The sequence below is a fragment of the Pseudomonas sp. FSL R10-0399 genome, from assembly GCF_009600165.1.
GTDB classification, from domain to species: domain Bacteria; phylum Pseudomonadota; class Gammaproteobacteria; order Pseudomonadales; family Pseudomonadaceae; genus Aquipseudomonas; species Aquipseudomonas helleri.
Window position 1 is genome coordinate 41,237 of the sequence record NZ_WIWK01000028.1, and the last position, 15,796, is coordinate 57,032.

6 protein-coding genes are annotated in these 15,796 nt (G+C 56.9%); 1 reads left to right on the forward strand and 5 read right to left on the reverse strand.

From position 1 onward, the window contains the following. Nucleotides 1–54: 54 nt before the first annotated feature. Genes GHO41_RS10760 through mexE form a run of 3 tightly spaced genes read right to left on the reverse strand, consistent with a single transcriptional unit; the run spans nucleotide 55 to nucleotide 5,900 of the window. Complete coding sequence (locus tag GHO41_RS10760) at nucleotides 55–1,464, reverse strand: efflux transporter outer membrane subunit (RefSeq protein ID WP_048373352.1); 1,410 nt, start codon at nucleotides 1,462–1,464, stop codon at nucleotides 55–57. Continuing rightward, on the reverse strand, nucleotides 1,461–4,640 hold the full coding sequence (locus GHO41_RS10765; RefSeq protein WP_153433547.1) for an efflux RND transporter permease subunit: 3,180 nt from the start codon (nucleotides 4,638–4,640) through the stop codon (nucleotides 1,461–1,463). Before GHO41_RS10765 ends, GHO41_RS10760 begins: the two co-directional genes overlap by 4 nt. A gap of 15 nt (nucleotides 4,641–4,655) precedes the next feature. Next, the gene (mexE, locus tag GHO41_RS10770) at nucleotides 4,656–5,900 is read right to left on the reverse strand and encodes a multidrug efflux RND transporter periplasmic adaptor subunit MexE (RefSeq protein WP_048373348.1); all 1,245 of its coding nucleotides are present in this window, start codon (nucleotides 5,898–5,900) and stop codon (nucleotides 4,656–4,658) included. 371 nt (nucleotides 5,901–6,271) lie between these two features. On the opposite strand from mexE, the gene GHO41_RS10775 reads away from it, so the two are divergent. Further along, nucleotides 6,272–9,178: an RHS repeat-associated core domain-containing protein gene (locus tag GHO41_RS10775; RefSeq protein ID WP_153433548.1), complete on the forward strand. Its 2,907-nt coding sequence runs from the start codon at nucleotides 6,272–6,274 to the stop codon at nucleotides 9,176–9,178. Between the two features lie 80 nt (nucleotides 9,179–9,258). Here the strand turns inward: GHO41_RS10775 and GHO41_RS10780 are convergent, their stop codons facing one another. Continuing rightward, nucleotides 9,259–13,623 carry a SpvB/TcaC N-terminal domain-containing protein gene (locus GHO41_RS10780; RefSeq protein WP_153433549.1) on the reverse strand — a complete coding sequence of 1,455 codons (4,365 nt, stop codon included), beginning with the start codon at nucleotides 13,621–13,623 and terminating at the stop codon, nucleotides 9,259–9,261. Beyond that, entirely contained in the window at nucleotides 13,620–15,545 is a 1,926-nt protein-coding gene (locus tag GHO41_RS30550; RefSeq protein ID WP_305977932.1) for a hypothetical protein, read from the reverse strand. The genes GHO41_RS10780 and GHO41_RS30550 overlap by 4 nt, the downstream gene beginning before the upstream one ends. Nucleotides 15,546–15,796: the final 251 nt, after the last annotated feature.

The following is a 15,796-nucleotide window of genomic DNA, read 5'->3' on the forward strand; positions in this document are numbered from 1 at the left end:
AGAGCGCGGGGCTAAAAATTGGTTGGTTGCGGCCAACCAAAGGAGCTCTTTACTTCACTGCACGCTAGCGACGGTCTCGGCTTGCCAGCCACCGCCCAGGGCTTTGTAGATCGCCACTACACCGCGAAACTGATCAACTTCTGCCTGGGCCTGGCTGTCTTCAGCCGCCAGGCGCTCACGCTGGGCGTCCAGCAAGACCAGAAAATCCACCGTGCCTTCGCGGTAGCGAATCGCTGCCAGGTCGGCGGCGGTGCGGCTGGCTTCGCTTTGACGAATCAACGAGACCAAGCGCTGCTGACGTTTGCCGTAGTCACTGAACGCGTTTTCAGACTCTTCCAGAGCCAGCAACACTTGCTGCTCGTAGTTGGCCAGCGCGCCATCGGCCTCTGCGTTGGCACCACGCAAACGTGCCCGCACGCTGCCCAGGTTAAACGCAGGCCAGGTAATGCTCGGGCCCAAAGCCCAGGCATTGGCCGCCGCCGAACCGATCTGCGAACCACGCCCGGCGGTAAAGCCCAGGAAGCCGCTGAGGCTGACACGCGGGAACAAATCCGCCTTGGCCACGCCAATCCGGGCCGTAGCAGCTGCCAGCTTGCGTTCGGCGCTCAAAATGTCCGGGCGACGTTGCAGCAAGTCGCCGGGGTTGCCGATGTTCAAGGCCTTGGCGATGGCAGGCAGTTGCGCCGGGCTCAGATCAACGCTGAGGTTTTCAGGGCGCTCACCCAACAGAGTGGCGATACGGTTGCGCTCACGCACTTGCTCGGCCTGCAGTTGCGGCACGCTGGCCTCAACCGCCGCAAGCCGGGCATCGGCGCGCACCACGTCGAGTTCATCGCCGACGCCAGCATCACGCAGGCTGACAGTGATGGCCTTGGAGTCCTGCTGGTTTTTCAGGTTCTCCAGGGCGATATGTTCACGTAATTGTGCGCCGCGCAGTTCGCCGTAAGCGTCAACCAACTCGGCAATCATGGTCACTTGCAACTGATACAGGTCTGCTGCTGCGGCCTGTTCGTCGGCATCGCTGGCCTCCAGCTCACGCTGGATACGGCCAAACAGGTCGACTTCCCAGGCCATGTCCAGGCCCAAATCGTAGCGCTCACTGTTGACGCGCTTTTCAGTAGTGCCCGGCACTTGCCCCTTGCCTACATCGCTGCTGGCACGGCTGGTGATGGTCGGCATGGTTTCTGTGCTGACGTCATCACGAATGGCGCGGGCTGCCCGCAGACGGGCAAAGGCCACGCGCAACTCACGGTTGCCTGCCAGCGACTGAGCGACCAGCTTGTTCAGGGTCGGGTCGTCGAACTGCTGCCACCAGATCCCTTGAAAATGTGCCCGGTCAAAGCCCTTGAGGTTATCAGCGCTGATCTGTGCAGGCTCGGTGGCCGGGGTTTTGTAGTCCGGGCCAACGGCGCAAGCACTCAGGGCCAGCACCAGAAGGCTGGGAAGGAAAACTTTGAGGCTCATTGTTGCGACTCCAACTTGAGGTGCCGCGCCGCTTTGCGCGCTTCACTGCGCTCAACATAGTTGCGGATCAACACATAGAACACAGGCGTCAACAGCAGGCCGAAGAAGGTCACCCCGAGCATCCCGGAGAACACTGCAACACCCATCGCATGGCGCATTTCAGCACCCGCGCCAGTGGACAGCACCAGCGGCACCACACCCATGATGAAGGCGATTGAGGTCATCAGGATCGGGCGCAGACGCAGACGGCAGGCTTCCAGCACCGCAGCAAGCGGGCTGAGGCCTTCGGCTTGTTTGTCCTTGGCAAATTCGACGATCAGAATCGCGTTTTTACACGCCAGTCCCACCAGTACGATTAAGCCGATCTGGGTAAAGATGTTGTTGTCACCCCCCGAGGCAATCACCCCGGTGATGGCCGACAGCAAGGTCATCGGTACGATCAGGATCACCGCCAGTGGCAGGCTCCAGCTTTCGTATTGAGCCGCCAGTACCAGGAAGGCCAGCAATACGCAGAGCGGGAACACGAACAGCGCGGTGTTGCCAGACAGGATCTGCTGATAGGTCAAGTCGGTCCATTCGTACGTCATGCCGTTCGGAAGTTCTTCCTTGAGCAGTTTGTCGATGGCTGCTTCAGCCTGACCCGAGCTGTAGCCTGGGGCCGCAGCACCGTTGATTTCGGCAGTGATAAAGCCGTTGTAGTGCATCACGCGGTCCGGCCCCGAGGTGTCGCTGACCTTGATGAAGGTCGCCAGCGGGATCATCTCGCCTTTGTTGTTACGCACTTTCAACTGGCCGATCTGGTCGGGTTCGAGGCGGAACTGTTGTTCGGCCTGAACGTTGACCTGATAGGTACGACCGAAGCGGTTGAAGTCGTTGGCATACAACGAACCCAGATACACCTGCAGGGTGTCGAAGATGTCGCTCACAGCCACGCCGTGGGTCTTGGCTTTATCACGATCGATTGCGGCGTCTACTTGCGGCACGTTCACGGTGTAGCTGGTGAACAGGCCGGCCAGTTCTGGCACGTTGTGGCTTTTGGCGATGACGTTCTGTACTTCTTTATAGAGCGCCTCATAGCCCAGACCACCACGGTCTTCGACTTGCAAACGGAAACCGCCAATGGTCCCCAAACCTTGCACAGGCGGCGGCGGGAAGATCGCAATGTAGGCTTCTTCAATGCCACCGAACTTGGCATTCAGGGTTGCCGCAATGGCCGCAGCCGACTGGCTTGGGTCTTTGCGCTGGTCAAAGTCCTTGAGTGCCACGAACACGATGCCGCTGTTGGGGCTGTTGGTGAAGCCGTTGATCGACAGACCCGGGAAGGCGATGGAGTTGGCAACGCCCGGTTGCTTGAGGGCAAAGTCGGACATGCGCTTGATCACATCTTCGGTACGGTCAAGGCTCGCCGCATCCGGCAGTTGAGCGAAGGCCACCAGGTACTGCTTGTCTTGCCCCGGCACGAAACCGGTTGGGGTGTGGGCGAAACCAAAGAAGGTCAGCACCATCAGGCCTGCGTACACCAGTAAGGCGATACCGCTGCTGCGGATAACCCGGGCGACAGTGCCGACATAGCCGTGGCTGGCACGCTCAAAGAATCGGTTGAACGGGCGGAACAACCAGCCACCGAAGAGCTTGTCCAGAACCCGTGTGAAACGGTCTTTGGGCGCATGATGGCCTTTAAGCAACACTGCTGCCAGTGCTGGCGACAGGGTCAGTGAGTTGAAGGCCGAGATGACCGTCGAGATCGCAATGGTCAGCGCGAACTGTTTATAGAACTGCCCGGTCAGCCCGGAGATAAACGCAGCCGGAATAAACACGGCGCACAGTACCAGCGCTGTGGCGATGATCGGACCGGTCACTTCGCGCATGGCGCGCTTGGTGGCTTCTACCGGTTCGAGCCCAAGTTCGATGTTTCGCTCGACGTTTTCCACCACCACAATCGCATCGTCGACCACGATACCGATGGCCAGTACCAAACCGAACAGCGACAGGGCATTCAGCGAGAAGCCGAACATGTGCATGACCGCAAAGGTACCGATCAACGACACCGGGACAGCCGCCAACGGAATGATCGAGGCGCGCCAGGTCTGCAGGAACAGGATCACCACCAGCACCACGAGAATCAGTGCTTCGAACAGGGTGTGAATCACCGCCTCGATAGAACCACGAACGAAGATCGTCGGGTCATACACGATGCTGTAGTCCATGCCCTGCGGGAAGCTCTTCTTCAGCTCGTCCATCTTTGCGCGAACTTCGTTCGAGATATCGATGGCGTTCGAGCCAGGACGCTGGAAAATCGGGATCGCGACCGCAGGCTGGTTATTGAGCAAGGAACGCAAGGCGTACTGGCTTGAGCCCAATTCAACCCGGGCAATGTCCTTCAGGCGAGTGATTTCACCGTCATCGCCTGCGCGAATGATGATGTTCTCAAACTCTTCCTCGGTCACCAGACGGCCTTGGGTGTTCACCGACAGCTGGAAGCTGGTGGCGTTAGGGGCAGGGGGCGCACCCAGTGCACCGGCTGCTACCTGGCGGTTCTGTTCGCGAATGGCGTTGACCACGTCAGTGGCGGTCAGATTGCGCGAAGCGGTTTTGTTCGGATCAAGCCACACACGCAACGAGTAGTCGCCCATGCCGAACAACTGCACGTCACCCACGCCGCCGAGACGGGCCAGCTCATCCTTGATGTTAAGGATCGCGTAGTTGGACAGGTAGAGCATGTCGTAGCGCTGATCCGGTGAGGTCAAGTGCACCACCATGGTCAGGTCAGGCGATGCTTTGTCTACCGTAATACCGATGCGCGTCACTTCCTCGGGCAGCTTGGGCTCGGTGCGGGTTACACGGTTTTGCACCTGCACCTGCGCGTTGTCCAGGTCTGTACCCAGGGCGAAGGTAATGGTCAGCGTGAGTTTGCCGTCAGCGGTGGATTGCGAAGACATGTACAACATGTGTTCGACACCGGTGATGGCCTGCTCCAGTGGCGCCGCTACGGTTTCACCGATCACTTTAGGGTTGGCACCCGGGAAGTTGGCGCGCACCACCACCGTTGGCGGTACGACCTCCGGGTATTCGCTGATCGGTAACTGGAACAGCGAAATGCCGCCCGCAATCAAAATCAACAGCGAAAGTACGGCAGCGAAAATCGGCCGTTGAATGAAGAACTGGGAAAAATTCATCGAAGTTGTCGTCCCTTAACCGCGAGGAGTCGCAACGCTGGCCAGCTTCGCCGCAGGGGTTGCGGGCGTTGCAGGTAACAGGTTGCTGGCTTCCAGGGCGTGTCGTTGTTGCGCCAGTGCGGCGAGGGTTTGTTCGTTGGCCATCGGGATGACTTCAGGGGTCACCGGCGAGCCAGGACGCACCCGTTGCAGGCCCTTGACGATGATGGTGTCGTCTTTGTTGAGACCGCTGCGGACAATGCGCAGACCTTCTATTTTTGGCCCCAGGTCAATGGCCCGGTAGGTGGTGTTGTTATTGCCGTCCATCACCAATACGAACTTCTTGCCCAGGTCGGTGCCGACCGCTTCGTCATTGATCAGCACGGCTTCGTAGGTGCCGCTACCGACCAGTTTGAGGCGCGCATACAGGCCCGGGGTGAAGCTGCCATCAGTGTTGTCGAACACCGCGCGACCGCGAATGGTGCCGGTTTTAGGGTTTACCTGGTTGTCGACGAAGTTCATCTGACCCAAGTGCGGGTTGCCCTCTTCGTTGGACAGCCCAAGATAAACCGGCGTGGTCTGGCCACGCTTGCCATCGCGTGCCAACTGGTTGTACTTGAGGAACACACGCTCGTCAGCATCGAAGTAGGCATACACCTTGTCGGTCGACACCACACTGGTCAGCGGCGTGACATCCGCTGTGACGATGTTACCGGCGGTGATGTCGGCACGGCTGACACGGCCAGTGATCGGCGAGGTGACGCGGGTAAAGCTCAGGTTGAGTTTGGCCAGATCCAGTTGCGCCTGGATAGCAGCGACGGCAGCCCGTGCAGCTTGGGAGGCGGTGCTGCGCGAGTCAGCCAGTTCAGCGGAAATCGCGTTGCTCTGACGCAGACGCTCGCCGCGCTGGGCTTCGTTTTCACTGCGGGTGGCATTGGCGCGAGCTTGCTGGAGTTCGGCTTCAAGTTGACGGACAGCCGCCTGGAACGGGCGCGGGTCGATCTGGAACAACAGATCGCCTTTTTTGACCAGGGCACCTTCAGTAAAGGCAACCTGATCAATTTGGCCCGACACACGCGGGCGGATTTCAACGGTTTCGGGTGCTTCGAGGCGACCGGTGAACTCGTCCCACTCGTTCACGGGTTGCTCTAGCACTTTGGCCACACTGACTTTTGCAGCAGGTGCAGGAGCAGTCGCTTGTGGAGTTTTACCGCATGCACTCATCACCACGATCGCCAGGGCTGCGAGTGGGAAGCGCAAATGTTTCAGTGACTGTTCCATGAGGGGGAGTCCGCCAATCTATTGAGATGGGCGGGATAATGCTGTCGCGCGCGCCGGGGCACGAATCGAACCCAGCGAAGGTTAATATCATTCAGAATGATACAAAGCTTATCCAAGCCCTCTAGCCTGCGCGTTTTATGAGTGAGCTATCAATTAAATTCGTATTGGAACAGGGTGAAAGTCCGCTGCATTAGCGGAATGAGGATTGCTCGCTGTAGGCCAGCAGGGCTTTAACACGGTGCATTTGGTCGTGGCTCAGTAGCCAATATGACCGTAATCATTTAGACACATAAAGCTGCCTGTACGACCACCTTGGCACATGACCTGATCACTACGCTTTTTGAATCATTGTGTAAAACAGGTCATTTCTTATGTCTTCGTTACATCAGCACACACCGTCATTGACGGCCTTTGATCCCAGAGGTTTAACCCTGCGCACGGTGGCTTATCATCGCGCCCGAGCCCAGGATGAGCCCCAAGCGCGCGTGCATAGACAAACGTTTAGCGCCGGCGGCCAGTTGCAACAGCAGTGGGATGCGCGTTTGCACCGCCTGCATGAGACAGACCCTGCGGTGCAAGCCAATCAGCGCCTTCGGCACAGTTTGAGCGGGCGCATCTTGCGCAGCCACAGTATCGATGCCGGGTGGCGTATTGCATTGAGCGGTATTGCGGGTCAGTTGTTATCGGTCTGGGATGCACGTGGCTCACTGCAGCGTTATGAATTTGACGCTGTTCTCAGGCCGGTTGCCGTGTATGAACAGGCCGACGATGACACGCGCGAGCGTTGCACCGAGCGGTTGGAGTACGCTGCGATGAACACCCAGCATGCAGCGCGCAACCAGTGTGGCCGACTGATTCGTCACGATGATCCTGCCGGTAGCGTGTTGTACGAGCAATACGCGTTATCGGGCGCCATTGCCCAGCAAGGCCGCCTGTTTTTACGGGCAGAGGAAGCGCTTGACTGGTCTGCGCAGCTCGATGTGCGCAAGGCGCAACTGGAGACTGAGTGTCATACCAGTGCGTGGCGCTATGATGCGTTGGGTGGTCTTGTGGAACAAACGGATGCCAAGGGTAATCGCCAGCAATCGTTATACGGGCCTGAGGGCGAGCTTGCCGGGGCCTCATTGGTGTTCAGCAGCGGCACGCGCAAGCGGTTGTTCGACTTGCGCACCTATAACGCACAGGGCCAGGTTGAGTCAGAGCGTGCGGGCAACAATGTGCAGACGCTAGCCACCTACAGGCCCCACGATGGGCGTTTGCTAAGGCTGACAGCGCGCAAGCCGGGAATTACTCAGGCCATTGTGCAAGATCTGACCTACACCTATGACCGCGTCGGTAATGTGCTCAGTATCCGTGATGCGGCGCAACCAACGACGTGGGCTAGCAATACGAAAATTGACCCCACAGCCAGCTTTGAATACGACACGTTATCCCGGTTGATCAAGGCGACAGGTCGCGAAAATGCGCAACATGCGATGGTGTCGGCGTTACCGGCCCTGGTGCAGTTTGGTTCAACCGACAGCAGCCTGATGCGCAACTACACCCGCCACTATCAGTACAACGAGGGCGGCAATCTTGTGCAGATGCAGCACGTGCCCTCCAGCGGCCAGGGCTACACCCAGCGCATCAACACCGCCGCGCACAGTAATCACAGCGTACTCAATGGTCTCGATTCGCACGCTGATCCGCTCAAGGGGTTTGATAAAAACGGCAACCAGCAAGTGCTCATGCGCGGCCAGGCCATGAGCTGGAATGCGCGCAACCAACTGCAGCGGGTCACGCAAGTGGTTCGTGAGCAGGGGAGCAGTGACGACGAAACCTATGGCTATGATGGTGCAGGCCTGCGGGTATTCAAGAGGCGCTCAAGCCTGGCTAAAAACCGCCAGCACGTTGAGCAAGTGCGCTATTTGCCAGGCCTTGAGTTGCACAGTAATGAAGCCACAGGCGAGTCGTTCAATGTGCTGTCGATTGAGGCCGGATTCACACGCGTCAGGGCGTTGGTGTGGGAACACCACCGCCCTGCGGAGGTTGCAGATGAGCAACTGCGTTTCAGCCTTGTGGACGCGACAGCCAGCAGTACCCTTGAACTCGACGAGCAGGCGGCCTTGCTGAGCCAGGAAGGCTATTATCCGTTTGGCGGTACAGCCTGGTGGGCTGCAAAAAGTCAGGTCGAGGCCAGGTTCAAGACGGTGCGTTACTCCGGCAAAGAACGTGATGCAACCGGGCTTTATTATTACGGCTACCGGTATTACGCGCCTTGGCTGATGCGCTGGATCAGCCCCGACCCCGCAGGCGATGTAGACAGCCTTAACCTGTATGCAATGGTCGGCAATAACCCCGTCACCTTCACTGACGCTATGGGGCTTTTGTCCAGTCAAGCTATAGGAAGAATAATAATTACAGGCGTGTTGACCCTTGCCGGGTATGCCTTGGGCTGGGCATCAGGCTATCCACGAGAGGGCGCGATGGCCGGTGCTGCGGCGGGGTTTGCGTTAGGTTTGATGAGTTGGCGCGCGGGTGTCACAGCTGAGCAACCGCAATCTACGGATACACGGGAGCAGATATACGCCCAATTGGTCGCTGATGCCCTCCTTGAGTCTGCACAGCATAGGGGGCTGAGCAGAGAAGAGACAAACAGGCTGGTTAATTTCATCTATACCCATCGTGTGGGTTACCAAGGGGAAGGTCTTGCTGTCGCTTACAGCCCTTCGGATAACGAAGGTATCTATGCGTATATTGGTTCCGCGCTGGCGAGGCAAAATCTACAGGCACGTGATAGAACGCGTGATCCAGTGCCAAGTGAATTAAGGCGGATGGGCTTCAGGACTATTCAGCTTCGAGATTCGGGGCGTGCAAGCACTTCAGAGACACCAGCTTCTCGCCCCTCACACGCTCAGGGCAGCGTCAGCCAGTTTGAATCGCAAGCGGCTACACAACTGGCCAGAAAAAGAGTGGGCAAGAAACAACGCTCAGAGCCCTCCGGTGAAAGCACTTCACAAGCGGCCGCAGCGTCTGAGCCCCGCTTCATTATTGACGAGTCGCAGATAACGCATTTAATGGGGGGCGCTGCAGGACGAAGCATTGGTATTGCCCTGGGTCATTTGCAAGAGGGGCGTTTTCCAGCGGTTAACTGGCATCGTCATAATGACGGACTGTGGTCTGTAGATTTACATGGTCATCCGGGATCAACCAGGCGAGGCGCTTTACGGCTGATGCTTGAGCACACAGGTGGCCGTACTTACCGGGCAGTCGGTGTCCGCGATCCCCATCGGCGCTAATGAACCGAGCGGTATAATCCGCTGCCACGCGGGCCGGATGTCCCGTCGTACTGGGATCACCCAGTACGACGGGAGCTCACCTAACTGTTTGAATCTGGCTCGTACGTATCGTTTTCGTCTTCGCTGATGGTGTACCAGGTGCAATAGGTCTGGCGGGTGAAATCACCGTTGGCATGCAGAGTCTTGATTACGCGCCCTAATGGGTCGTAGAAGAGTTGGTCGCAGTAGCCGTTTGCGCGCAGTGACGTGTCATTCAGGTAGCGGTATTGATCAGCAAAGTACGGTTGGTACTGACGGATTGCCTGACCTTTGTTGTTGTATTCGACCCGGCCGCTGACTCGCCAACGCTTGTCGCTGTGACTGCTGACCGGTTTTTCGCTGCTGTCCAGTGTCAGAGCACCGTTCTTGTCGATTTGATAAGCAGGCCCAGGCACGGTCAGTTGTTTGTTTTGCAGAACCCGACCGAATCCGTCGCTGCACGCCAGGCTGATACGGATGATCAGATCAGCACTGTCCGCACTGGTGGGGTAGCGGTCGGCCTGCAGCACCGCAACATGCACGGGTTCACGGTTGTTCATCCAACTGAAGGGGTGATAGAAACAGGCACTGGCAGCTTTCTGCAAAGCGCTGCCTGGATCGGCAATGGCGGCTTTTGGGCTGTCATCTTTGGGGCGGGCATATTTATCCAAGGGGTCAAACCCCACGGGCTTGCCGTCTTCTTCGCCGTAGAAGCTGGTGACCAGCAACTGACCAAATGCGTTATAGCTGGCCTCTTGCACGTTGTTTTGAGGGTCGGTGATCTTTATTGGTAGCAGGCAGCGATAGTCATGTTTAGCCTGGGTTGTGCAGCCATCCGGGGTTTTAACCGAGGTGACCAGGCAGTGGTAGCGATCATGTTCAACCACAGTGACCCCATGGTCTTCTGTGGCGCGAAAACGATTGGCTCGGTAAAAATCGGCAAGACCACTATAAATCGCAAAGCCTTGTTTGATTGCCCATAACGTGGTTTTGGCGGGTTTTTCAGACAGGTCTGGCTCTGGATCTGGCAGAAACAGAGTCATCGGGGTGTAGTGGGCCTCGGTCAGCGCCTTTTTCAGGTCGAAAGGTTCGGCTCCGGGCATGCGTGGTACGTCGTCATACACGGCCAATGCCTGTTCATCCAGTTCCGCGTGTTCGCTGTGATGCCCCAGCGCTTGAATAGAGGCCTGGCCTGCAGGCAGGGGGGTAGAACTTTGAGCAAGGCAGTAATAGTGCTCGGACATCCCCGCCAGCACGCGCACGGCATTGACGCCTAGAGGGCTGTCAGCGTTGTCCGAGATGAAGTGCTCGTAGCTGATGCGTCCGTCGTCCAGGGTGTTTGCGCCTTTGCCTTTAGGCAACACTAATGCATTGCTGCGCTGACGATAGGGCAAGCCCAGACGCCAGCATTGAGGCTCGACCAAGTGAGTGGCCTGGGCGCGGGCTTCTGTCAGGTAGTAGGCCTGTTGCGCTGAGTCGTGGGTATCGCGCCACCATGTTTGCTGATGTGTGTCGGTGAACGGCGGCGTGTCGGTCGGGAGTTTACGCCGCGCGTAATTGATTGCCACACCGTGTTCCAGGCTACCGTACGCGTCTACACGCAGGTTAAGGGTATGACTGCAGGCCGGGTCAAGCGGCTCGCGCTCATAGCGCCAGGCAGTCGACTCAATCGCCAGCAACATGCACCCTGAGGGCTCCAGCATGCGGACCATGTAGCGTTGCTGATTAACGGAGTAGGGCACAGCGGATTCCGCTGGATCATTGGCGGCGTAGATCTCCTCGCGCAGCGCCGAGCCGCTGAGGGCCTTTTTCATCTCCCGGACCATCGAATCCGAGCGAGTGGTGACCAGTGTGTCTTGAAGGCTGTCGGTGTCCAGACGGCTGAGCAACGTTAAACCTGGGCTCTTGGCATTTTTGTCCTTGTCGTAGTAACCAGTGAGTGGCATGTCGATGTGTTTGCCGGTGTGAAACCACGACTTTTTCAGTAGTGCATCGCTGTGTTCGGTACCTGAAGGCTCACCGAGCAGGGTGGGCGTGTCGGTTTCAAGCAGTAAACCGTATCCCTGGAACGAGCGTTCCCGATTGTCATAAAACCCTTCCCGGTACTGGAATTGCTGGACCATCCGGTTACCGCTGATCACGTCTTGTTGCTGCTGCTGGCTGACCAGATGTAACGGGAATGGCAAACCGCTGACCAAGGGTTTGTTGGCTACCTGACGTTCTTGTTTTTCATCCAGCCATTCCTGAGCACTACTGCGATAGCTTAGGGTTGCCGTCGCGCCCATATTGTTGGTGGTGCCGGTCAGCAGGTAGGGCTTACGACTGACAAAGTCATAGCGCCAATGACGGGGGGTGGGATGCGTCGTCGTCAACACCAGGCTGGAGCAACCAATGCCCTGCAAATCGGCAGTACTGACTTGGCAGAAGCGGTCATGACGCACGCCTTCAGGCCACTTTAAAAGGGTGGGTGACGATTGCAGGCCATTACCAAAACGGTTCATGAAAATCTGCACGTGATCGGCTTCTACATACAACAGATCGACCGCCCCGGAACCATCCAGGTCAGCCAGCAGAACCCGCGAAGGATCGAACGCCGCGTAACTGAAAGGCAGGTTGGCGAACACAAAACTTTTACCGAAGCGCCCACGTCCCAGGTTTGGCCAGCAGGTGATCTGGTCATGGCGAATACGGATCAGATGCTGCTGACCACTGCCCAGCACATCACTGAACGCGACCAGTTCGCTGGCCGAGTTACCGGGTTGTGGCAGTGCGTCGGTGTCGGGCTCATGGTCTATCTGCTGGGGTGCGGTAAACCCCGAGGTGCCCTGATTGATATACAGTCGAACACTTTGGCTGCCGATCAGGGCAAGGTCCTGGATACCATTACCCATCAAATCGGCCAGTTGGCCCGCGGGGTGAAAAAACTCTTGGGGCAGTGCTGCAAACGGGGTAAAACCTGACCAGCTTCTGTCGCCATTAAGGGTGAAAAAGCCGCTCATGCCGGGCTGTGCGAGCACCCAATCCATCTGGCCATCGCCGTTCAGATCGCTCAGTGCTTGCAGGGTGGGTTGGCTCGAGTCCGCAACAGGCACACGAGGCAAAACGTGCGCCGGGCCATAGATCACCGCGTCCTTGCCCTCGGACGGCGATGCTCTAAGCGGTTCCCGGTAAGTCCAGTGATGGTCTGAGCGACTGAGCACTCCCGGCAGGCCATCGTTGTATAAATCCACTAGCTGATAGCCTGTCTGACTTAGGGGCACTTGCAAAGCGTCGAAAGGCCGGTAGTTTTCAGGCTCGGGTTTCAGCACAAAGGCGCTGTACCTCAACCTCAGCGGCGGCCATTCACCCGTGCTGTCGGATGCGTCATAGGCCTGGTTTTGCACGATATGCAGCAAGTTGCCGCCCGTTTCAGTGAATTGGTATTGCAACACCAGGCGCCGGACCAGCACTGGAGCCGTACCCATCTGCGGCTCGTCGGGAAAGTAATGGAACATCAGGATTTGCTGACACAACCTTTGCGTTCCGAGCTCAAAGCCGTATGTGTAATTGAAGAACGGATCCTGACGCTGTAACCAGGGATTCTGTTCAGTGTAAGTGGGCTTTTCGGTCAGCCCGATTGTTCGTTCTCCATAGTCCAGTACCAGCTCAAAGTGCCACTGTCTGTCTGCCGGAGCATGGCTATTCCACAGCACGAGATTCTTCAGTGCCTTGAGATTGGCATAGCAAACACGTACCAGATAACGCTGCGCCCGATAGTCATGGGGTTGACTGGCGTCTTGGGCGGCCGTCTCGCTTTTGTAGTCGTAGTAAATATGTTCGCCGTGGGGGCTCAAACTCTCTTCAAGCAGCCATTGCGCGACATGCTCGGGCGCATCGGGATCTGCACAGCGCGCCGCTTGGGTTTTGCCAAAAAAATGGATGTTTCCATCGCCACTCTGAACCAACCAAAAACCCGGCTTGTCTGCGCTGGTCGACCAATGCTCGATGCGGTCAAAAGTGCTTTCGATACGCGGAAAATAACGCACCACAGTGTGTGGCGCACTGAGTTCTACACCGTTGTACTCACTGACGGTGCTGGAGACGAGCGCCCCTTGTGTGGTGCGTTGGGCGAACATTTCCTCACCGCCAGCGCTGACAAAACCATCCTGCTCGGTGTAGGACGGTACGCCCTTGAGGGTATTACGAACAATGGCCCCGACCGATAAACCCCAGCCCATACCGAAAGGGCCATTGCCTAGCGTGCTACGGTAACTGAGGCTCAGTGATGGGGCGAAAGCGCGACCGGGTGACAGCGGCAGCGGTATGTCAAACGATGCCTGCCCGGTCATGCCAACAGCGCCCCAACCGGTACCGATGCTCTGGATGGCCCCCCCGCCCTTGGGCAGAGCCGGGGTGAGCACCTCGTAAGTATCTGTTTGGCCGGTCATGCTCTACCTCCAGTTATGGCGGTGTAGCGCACGTGCACAATAATGTCGGTCAACGAGTCCAGCAGGGTGGCCTGATCTTTAGGGTTGGGAAATGCCAGTTGCCAGCGAGACACTGCGCCAGTGTATTCAAAGGGCAGGTAACGCTCGTCATGATCGAAATTGAGAGTAAACAGACCACTGTCATTCAGGCCGGTCGAAAGGGCTATTTCTTCGTGCACGTGCAGGTTTTCCTTGATGCTGTCTGGCGCATCGGAAAACTGGATCTTGTTGTAAGTCTGGGTCAGGGTGGCCCTGATGTTCTCATAAGGCCCCAGTGTTGCCGGAAGCGACACGCTGATGCTTTTGATTCGTCGCAGATAGTGCCCCGGATAGTCAGCATCAAACAGTGCTTGAGTGAGCTCAAAATCAACGATGCCGTTGACCAGCAGATCAGTTTTTAGCGCGCTCCATTCTTTGTTTAACGTGGCATTGCTGTCTTTACCGGGCAGTTGGCGTAACGACACAGTTTTACTGATTTCTAGCGCTCGCTGATTGCGTTGCAGATAAGCCGTGCTCATTTGCAGCAGATTAAGCTTAAGTGCCTCGCCCGCCGTCAGACCTCGATATTGATTGTTCCACAGGGTGTTATGAATAAAAGTCCGGTTCCAGTTTGCCTGTTCATATTGCCAGCAGGCTTGAGCGACCATACACAGTGAATGGGCCATGTCATAAGCGTGATAGTAGAATGTCGACAGTTGGCCGTTGAGCCACTTATAGAGCTGAACGTTGCAGAAGTGTTTGCTCAGCGTTTCATACGTCGTTTTAGCTTGCGCCAGCGCCGTCTCCGTATGTCTGAGTTGCAGGCGCGAGACTCTGGTTTGTTCAGTATGCGTTTCAAGCTGAGCATCAATTTGACTGAGCTCAAGCTGGGCTTGCTCCAGTGCGTAACTCCACTCCTGGTTGCGGCGGTTAAATTGTTCAGTCCGTTCAAGCTGAAATGCGCTAGAGCGTTTTGTATGGGCTAAACCCTGAGCCGTTGCCTGTGTTGCATGCATAATGCCTTCCAGTCTCGCGCCGCCATTAGCCAACCCAAAAATGTTTGGTGCCATCATGATCAAACCGCCAAGCGCCTGAGCGCCGTAGGCGACTAATTCCAGTGTTGCACTGTCCCGGTACTCTTGACCGGCGCGGTATTCTCCAGGGCTGATACCTTCCCGCAATTGTTTTTCAAAGTACTGGGCGCGAGCTTCGACAACCTTGCGCCCGGAGCGCAAGGCCGACAGACTTCTTTCATCAACGAGCAACATTTGAGTCTGCTGTTCAACCGCTACGGAGCTCAGGTCCCATGCGTGTGCATATTGCAGCGCTATCTGTTCTGTCTGCTCTTTACGCTCAAGCAGCGACAGCAAGGTGTTACCAAATTGAATAAGGTTATCAACAGCCAGCATGGCCTGAGCATGCATCACCTGAAAACGATAATGGCCAGCCTGGACAGGTTGTGCGTTTAAGGTTGCCGCTTGACTATTGCCTCTTCGAGCAGCTCGCGTTAATAGCTCATGAGGGGATAGTGGGGTGGCATACAAGGCGAGTTGCAACGGTTTACCTGCGAGGTCTAGATGGCGGCGCAAGTTATGCAGCCGACTGTCTAATTTGTCCCATCGTGCCGTCAGTCCCGGATTCAACGGTCGAAGCAAATTGGGAGTGTCAGCGGTGAGTGCCGGCAAATTGTCGTGAGCGGGAGAACGGCTTGGAGACGCTAGCGTCGCTGCTTCCTGGATGACATGTTCTTCCAGTTTTCGCAGTTCACTGGACGAGGTTGCGGTGAGTTTTTCAAGAGTGATGCTGGTCCATGGGTCAATGGTTGTAAGGTCCGGGCGTGGCCCGAGCAAACGTTTGGCGCGTACATACCAAAGCTTGGCTTCTGCCATGCTGTCAGCGGTCATTTGCCGATAAGCGGCATCACCTCTATTGATTAGAATATCCAGATATAACTGGAACAACGCTTGGCGAAAATGAACGGGATGACTTAAGGCAATCTGATTTGGATCATGAGGATTGTCGCGTGCATAACTGAGTTCGCTTATGGGGGCTGTGAGGACTTTGAGCCGCCAAACGCTGCCTGAATTCAACACATAAGTGCAACGCTCACCCCTGTATGCACTTCGTACGGCGTCTTCCAGCCCAAGCGCTTGCG

Bases quoted from the DNA above. Each gene is read 5' to 3' on its own strand.
- GHO41_RS10760 (WP_048373352.1), bottom strand. From the start codon at position 1,464: ATGAGCCTCAAAGTTTTCCTTCCCAGCCTTCTGGTGCTGGCCCTGAGT.
- GHO41_RS10765 (WP_153433547.1), bottom strand. From the start codon at position 4,640: ATGAATTTTTCCCAGTTCTTCATTCAACGGCCGATTTTCGCTGCCGTA.
- mexE (WP_048373348.1), bottom strand. From the start codon at position 5,900: ATGGAACAGTCACTGAAACATTTGCGCTTCCCACTCGCAGCCCTGGCG.
- GHO41_RS10775 (WP_153433548.1), top strand. From the start codon at position 6,272: ATGTCTTCGTTACATCAGCACACACCGTCATTGACGGCCTTTGATCCC.
- GHO41_RS10780 (WP_153433549.1), bottom strand. From the start codon at position 13,623: ATGACCGGCCAAACAGATACTTACGAGGTGCTCACCCCGGCTCTGCCC.
- GHO41_RS30550 (WP_305977932.1), bottom strand. From the start codon at position 15,545: ATGACCGCTGACAGCATGGCAGAAGCCAAGCTTTGGTATGTACGCGCC.